General features: G+C 59.1%; 6 protein-coding genes. 2 read left to right on the plus strand and 4 right to left on the minus strand.

Going from position 1 to position 6,798, the window contains the following annotated elements:
• Positions 1-858, plus strand: an 858-nt coding sequence (gene mltA / locus ACRXB1_RS26805; RefSeq protein ID WP_449493754.1) for a murein transglycosylase A, incomplete at its 5' end; no start/stop codon positions are given.
• 80 nt (positions 859-938) lie between these two features.
• On the opposite strand, the gene paaK is transcribed toward mltA, so the two are convergent.
• The 4 genes from paaK to paaN all read right to left on the minus strand — a co-directional run bounded on the left by paaK (position 939) and on the right by paaN (position 5,420).
• Positions 939-2,243 carry a phenylacetate--CoA ligase PaaK gene (paaK, locus tag ACRXB1_RS26810; RefSeq protein WP_062000988.1) on the minus strand — a complete coding sequence of 435 codons (1,305 nt, stop codon included), beginning with the start codon at positions 2,241-2,243 and terminating at the stop codon, positions 939-941.
• 86 nt (positions 2,244-2,329) lie between these two features.
• Positions 2,330-2,761, minus strand: a complete 432-nt coding sequence (gene paaI / locus ACRXB1_RS26815) for a hydroxyphenylacetyl-CoA thioesterase PaaI (RefSeq protein ID WP_062000350.1) — start codon at positions 2,759-2,761, stop codon at positions 2,330-2,332.
• 33 nt (positions 2,762-2,794) lie between these two features.
• On the minus strand, positions 2,795-3,592 hold the full coding sequence (gene paaG / locus ACRXB1_RS26820; RefSeq protein ID WP_174363936.1) for a 2-(1,2-epoxy-1,2-dihydrophenyl)acetyl-CoA isomerase PaaG: 798 nt from the start codon (positions 3,590-3,592) through the stop codon (positions 2,795-2,797).
• A 118-nt stretch (positions 3,593-3,710) separates the two neighbouring features.
• The gene (paaN, locus tag ACRXB1_RS26825) at positions 3,711-5,420 is read right to left on the minus strand and encodes a phenylacetic acid degradation protein PaaN (protein WP_449493755.1); all 1,710 of its coding nucleotides are present in this window, start codon (positions 5,418-5,420) and stop codon (positions 3,711-3,713) included.
• Between the two features lie 132 nt (positions 5,421-5,552).
• Here paaN and ACRXB1_RS26830 point away from each other — a divergent pair, with 132 nt between their 5' ends.
• A complete protein-coding gene (locus ACRXB1_RS26830) occupies positions 5,553-6,329 on the plus strand; it encodes an enoyl-CoA hydratase (protein WP_062000347.1) in 777 nt (258 codons plus the stop codon).
• Positions 6,330-6,798 lie beyond the last annotated feature (469 nt).

Raw genomic sequence — 6,798 nt, forward strand, 5'->3', positions numbered from 1 at the left:
TCGTGCGCGGCGGCGCAACGGCTCGACGACCTTGACATGAACGCGGCTCGTGAATTCTTCGAGGCCTACTTCACGCCGTTCCAGTTGGCCAACACCGACGGCACGCTGGACGGACTCGTGACCGGCTATTACGAGCCGTTGCTGCGCGGCTCGCGCACCCGGCACGGAGCGTACCAATATGCGTTGTATCGATGGCCGTATCGGTTCAAGACCGGCACGACATTACCGTCGCGCGCTCAGCTTGAAAGTTCAGGCGCGCTGAATGGCAACGAACTGGTTTGGGTCGATGATCCTATCGAAGCGTTTTTCCTTCAGGTCCAGGGTTCGGGGCAAGTCGTGATGGAAGACGGCACGACCATGCGCGTTGGCTTCGGCGGGACCAACAACCAGCCGTATAAATCGATCGGCCGCGAACTGCTGGACCGGCGCGAATTGACGCCCGCACAGGCCACGATGCAAGGCATCAAGGCTTGGGCGAAAGCGAATCCGGCGCGTGTGGATGCCTTGCTCGACGTGAATCCGCGTTTTGTGTTTTTCCGCGAAATGCCGGCGACTTCGACACTCGCCGCAGGCGTAGGGACGGGGCCCGTCGGCGCATTGGGTGTTCCATTGACGCCGGAGCGTTCCATTGCCGTCGATCCCTCGGCAATCCCGCTTGGAACGCCGGTTTTCCTGCAGACCACGCGCCCTCTGAGCAATTCGCCGATGAACCGCCTAGTGTTTGCGCAAGACACGGGAAGCGCAATCAAAGGCGGTGTACGCGCGGACTATTTTTGGGGATTGGGCGATGACGCAGGCGATCTCGCCGGCCGGATGAAGCAGGGCGGGCGCATGTGGCTCTTGCTGCCGAATTCGTAGGGATCTCTTGTAATACTCTCTTGTAAGACTCTGGCAGCCGTTCCGTTCGGACCGGCTGCTTTTCAGCGCAACGCCGGACGTCAGATTGCTGCCTTGCGCCGGTCGATTACGCGCCGCGCCTTTCCCACTGAACGCTCAATCCCGTTCACTCCCAGCAACTCGATCACCGCGCTGACCCCGATCAACGCCTTGATATCGTACGCAAGGGCGGCCTTCGCCTGCTGCAGCACGGCGACATCCGGCGCTGTCTCAGGGCACGGTTCGACATTGAGAGTGAGCACATCGAGCGGTCCTTCCTTGGTCAGCACGATCTGGTAGTGCGGCGCCAGCGCATGCTGCTTGAGCAGCAACTCCTCGATCTGCGTCGGGAAAACATTTACGCCTCGCACGATCATCATGTCGTCCGAGCGCCCGGTGATTTTTTCCATGCGCCGCATGGTTCGGGCGCTGCCGGGCAAGAGCCGGGTGAGATCGCGCGTCCGGTAGCGGATGATCGGCAACGCTTCCTTTGTCAGCGACGTGAACACAAGTTCACCCAGCTCGCCATCGGGCAGCACTTCGCCAGTGTTGGGGTCGATGATTTCCGGATAGAAATGATCCTCCCAGATCGTCGGGCCATCTTTTGTTTCCACGCATTCCGACGCCACGCCCGGTCCCATGACTTCCGAGAGTCCATAGATATCCACGGCGTCGATACCCATGCGCTTCTCGATGGCCGCGCGCATATCGTTGGTCCACGGCTCGGCGCCGAAGATCCCGATCCTCAGCGAACAGTCGGCCGGGTGAACGCCCTGGCGTTCGAGTTCATCGGCAATGGACAGCATGTAGCTGGGCGTCACCATGATGATGTCCGGGCGAAAATCCTGGATGAGCTGCACTTGCTTTTCGGTCTGGCCGCCGCCGAACGGAATCACGGTCAAGCCAGCCCGTTCCGCGCCGTAATGAGCGCCGAGGCCGCCCGTGAAGAGACCGTATCCGTAACTGATATGAACCTTGTCGCCACGACGCGCGCCAGCCGCACGAATGGAGCGCGCGACAAGGTTCGCCCATGTATCAATGTCTTTCGCCGTGTAGCCCACCACCGTCGGCTTACCCGTAGTCCCCGACGATGCATGAATACGCGAGACCTGATCGTGCGGCACCGCGAACATTCCGTACGGGTAGTTATCGCGAAGATCTTTCTTTGTAGTGAACGGGAAGCGCGCGATATCGGCGAGACTTTTAATGTCACCTGGATGCACGCCCGCTTCATCGAACTTGCGCCGGTACACAGGCGAATTCTCATATGCGTGCGCGATCGACCACTTGAGGCGTTCAAGCTGCAACGCGGTGAGTTCGTCGCGACTGGCCGTTTCTATAGGATCCAGTGGAAGCGGGGCGGTCATCAAATGTCTCCTTCCAAATATCTGTTGGCGGCCCGAATCAAATTTGCCCGGACGCTATGGTTTTTCAGCGCATCGTGTGAAACAGGTCAGGACCCGGTAGCAACCAGGTTGCCCTTGATCTGGGAGGACTTGCCGCGAAACATGGCGACCGTTTCTTCATCACGGTTCGTCACGCGGATGTCGTAGATACCCGTTCTACCGGTGAGCGATTGTTCCGTTGCCTCAGCAGTCAGACGATCGCCGCCTTTGACGGCACGCAAGAATTCGATTGAACAGCCGGCCGCGACCGTGTTGATGTTGTACGAGTTGCAAGCGAACGCGAACGTTGAGTCGGCCAGCGTGAAGATGAGACCGCCATGACAGATCCCGTGGCCGTTGAGAAAGTCGTCGCGCACGTTCATTTGCATTCGCGCATAGCCTGGCCGTACTTCCTTCAGTTCCAGGCCGAGCGCACGGCTGCACGCGTCTGCTTCGTACATGGTTTGCGCGGTTGCTTCGGCGAGTTTCTGAGGGTTCATTGCTGCCGTCTCCAAAAGCGATGTGTTTGATTGTCAAAGGCCTTCGAATCGCGGCGCACGCTTTTCCTTGAACGCAGCGACGCCTTCCGCATAGTCGTGCGAGTCGCCGAGTTCGCGCTGAACGTCGCGTTCAAGATCGAGTTGCTGATCGAGTGTATTGGTCGCTGCTGCGCGGATCGAGTGTTTGATCGCCGCGACGGCCTTCGCCGGTTGCTGCGCGAGGTGCGCTGCAAGTGTGAGCGCCGTGTCCTGCAATTCGACATCGTCGACTACCTTCCACGCCAGCCCCCACGCTTCGGCTTGTTCCGCACTCAATTTGTCGCCAGTCAGTGCAAGGCCCATGGCGCGCGCCTCGCCCACTCGCCTCGGCAATAGCCAGGTGCCGCCGGAGTCCGGAACCAGGCCAATCTTCACGAAAGCCTGGATGAAGCTCGCCGAACGAGCGGCCACGATCAGGTCGCAAGCCATCGCCAGGTTGGCGCCCGCGCCTGCAGCGATTCCGTTCACAGCCGCAATTACTGGCAGACGTGACGCCTGCAGCCGACGCACCAGCGGGTTGAAATACTGATCAATCAGGGCGCCCAGATTGGTCATGGCTCCGGGTGTGAAGTCGAGGTCGGCCAGGTCCTGACCGGCACAAAACCCGCGGCCCGAGCCCGTGATGACGAGCGCACGGGCGTGACTGCCTTCGATCTCGTCCAGCGCTGCACGCAACTCCTCGTGCATTGTCCGCGTGAAGCTGTTCAGCTTCTCAGGGCGATTCAATGTCAGCGTGGCCACGTGCGTGGTTTCGTCGATGTTCAAAACAATCGAGCTGCTCTGATCAGACATGAAGTCTCCTTTGGCTAATGAGCGCAAACACCCATGCCTTCGATACTAATCGCGCCCGGCTACAGTTGCTATTCGGCTGAACGGCCTAGGACTCGCCGCGATTCCTTGGGGCGGTCGCCTATGCCGTTTGGCTGACTACCGGCGGCGCGCTCTTTGGCGCAACATGGACTCTGCTTTGAACGACCCGGAAGCGATTGGCGACAAACGCGGCGTCCGACAGCGCTGCGTTCGCGGCAGGATTGGCGCCTGTGCCGTGGAAGTCCGAATATGCGGCCGTCTGATTCACAAAGACGCCGCTGGTCAGATTGATCGACAGCGCGACGCCGCCACGGATGGCAGCTTCATAGGCTGCTTCCACGACTGCGTCGTCCGTGCTGTACACGGAGAAGGTCAACGCGCCGTGCTCGGCTGCAATCGATCCGGCCAGTTCGAGCGATTGGGCCGTCGAATCCGTGGCGATGACAAACGAAATTGGACCAAACCACTCGCGCGTGAAGTTCGCGGCATCAGCGTTCACGTCGAGCTTCAACATCAGGGGAGAGCGCACTTGAGCATCGGGAAAAACTGGATGAGCAAGCGATTGGCTATCCGTCAGCACTTCACCCAATTGCCGGGCTTCGGCGATACGACCCATCACGCCGTCGTTTTGTATCGCACCGGTCAATTCGACGGCGCGGGCCGGATCGGCAATCAGCTTTTCTACCGCCGCTGCGAGCATCCTCGCAACGTCGTCGAAGCTTATTTGGCCTTCGCTCGTGCGAATGCCGTCGCGGGGAACATAGATGTTCTGCGGCGCCGTGCACATCTGGCCCGAGTAAAGCGCCAGCGAGAACGCAATATTGCTGGCGACGGCTTTGATGTTGTCGACGGAATCGATCACGATCTGATTCACACCCGCCTTCTCGGTGTAGACCTGGGCCTGATGTGCGTTACGTTCGAGCCAGTTGCCGTTTTGCGTGCTGCCGGTGAAGTCGATGATCTTGATTTCCGGGCGCAGCGCAAGATTTTGAACGAGGGGGCCGTCGTTCCCTTCGGTAGCCAGCAGAGTGATCACATTCGGGTCAAATCCGGCTTCACGCAAAACTTCACGCGCAATGCGCACGGTGATGGCAAGCGGCAAGATCGCACCCGGATGCGGCTTGACGATGACAGTGTTACCCGTAGCCAGGTCGGCGAACATGCCGGGATAACCGTTCCAGGTCGGGAAGGTGCAGCACCCCAGAACGAGGCCCGTGCCGCGCGGTACGACGGTGAATTGCTTGTGCATGGCGAGCGGCGGGTTCTTGCCTTGCGGCTTTTCCCAATAAGCGTCGGCAGGAATTTGGCGAAGCTGATCCCACGCATAAGCCACCGCTTCCAACGCGCGGTCCTGCGCGTGCGGGCCACCCGCTTGAAACGCCATCATGAATGCCTGTCCGGTCGTGTGCATCACGCTGTAACCGATCTCGAAACTGGCTTTGTTGATCCGCGACAGAATCTCGAGGCTTACGCCGGCCCAGGCTGCAGGCCCAGCGGCGCGCCACTGGCGTTGCGCCAAGGCGGAGGCTTCGAGCAGCGAGTCTACGTCCGCTTTCGGGTAGCGAACGCCGAGCGCGAATCCGTAAGGCGACCGCTCGTTACCCACTGTCTCCCCGGTCAAGGGCTGATCCAGTTCGAACGCGCGGTTCAGGTGCGCTTTGAAGGCCGCCTCGCCATCCGGATTTGCTGTTTCACCGTACACTTTGGGACTCGGCATTTCGGGAAACGGGCTCCAGTAGCCGCGCGTTGCAATAGCGGCAAGCGCTTGAGTAAGCGTCGCTTCGTGCTTCGTGAAGAGCGGATGGGTCATGGCGGCAAAAGGATTTGGTTGTAATGAGGGTCGCTCGGATAATTAATTAACCGACCGGTTGGTATGCGAATGTTAGCATTATCGAGACGCGTGCGCGAAGCGATTTCGCGCGAGTTCATATAGGAGGAGTGAATGTCTTACGAGAATCTGTTGACCGAAGTGCGCGGGCGTGTCGGCTTGATCACACTGAACCGGCCCAAAGCGCTCAACGCGCTCAACGACGCGCTGATGGATGAGCTCGGCACTGTCCTTAAACAATACGATGCCGACGAAAACATCGGCGCCATCGTGCTGACCGGCAGCGAGAAGGCGTTCGCAGCGGGGGCGGACATCGGCATGATGGCCAACTACACGTATATGGATACGTTCAAGGGCGACTACATCACGCGTAACTGGGAAACGGTGCGCACCATTCGCAAGCCGATCATTGCGGCTGTTGCCGGATTCGCCCTCGGTGGCGGCTGCGAATTGGCGATGATGTGCGACATCATCATCGCCGCCGATACCGCCAAGTTCGGCCAGCCCGAAATCAAGCTCGGCGTGATCCCCGGCGCCGGCGGCACGCAGCGGCTGCCGCGCGCTGTATCGAAGGCGAAGGCAATGGACATGTGTCTGACTGCACGAATGATGGATGCCGATGAAGCCGAGCGGGCAGGGTTGGTGTCGCGCGTCGTTCCGGCAGCGAACCTGCTGGATGACGCCATGCAGGCTGCAGCGACAATCGCGAGCTTCTCCTTGCCTGCAGTAATGATGGCGAAGGAGTCAGTCAACCGCGCATACGAATCAACGCTGGCGGAGGGAGTTCATTTCGAGCGCCGCATGTTCCATTCGCTGTTTGCGACCGAGGATCAGAAGGAAGGGATGGCGGCTTTTGTAGAGAAGCGGAAACCTGATTTTAAGCATCGATAAAATTCTTTTCCCGAACCCCTTGCGCAGTGTTGAAACGGGCACTAGAATTCCGTTCCTTCGCTTCACAACGAGGCGAAGGGAAGTGAGAAAGTGCAGGTGCAGTGGCGCGCAAGAGGAAGCCGCAGAGCCAAGCAGGACGGGCCTTGCAGCAAAATCGGAAGTCGCGGGTTGAGTAAAAAACCTGTTGACGAAAAGCGAAACGTTCTACATAATCTTGTTTCTGTGCTGCAAACGCAGCGACGCGAAAGCGGTGGTGTTCTGAGGGATGGGATGCTGCGGTTTTGGTGAATGTTCTTTAAAAACTAACAGCCGATAAGTGTGGGCGCTTGGTGTTTTGCTTTGGAGCGTGGTGGTGTCTTTCGGGGCGCTGCCGTGAAGCGAAAGTATCAAGTCTCACACTAGTATTAAGGTAGGTTTTGAGCGTCTTTTCAGAGATGGAAAGATGGGAGGAACTTGTCAGTACGTTGAG

The organism is Caballeronia sp. M23-90 (assembly GCF_053574605.1).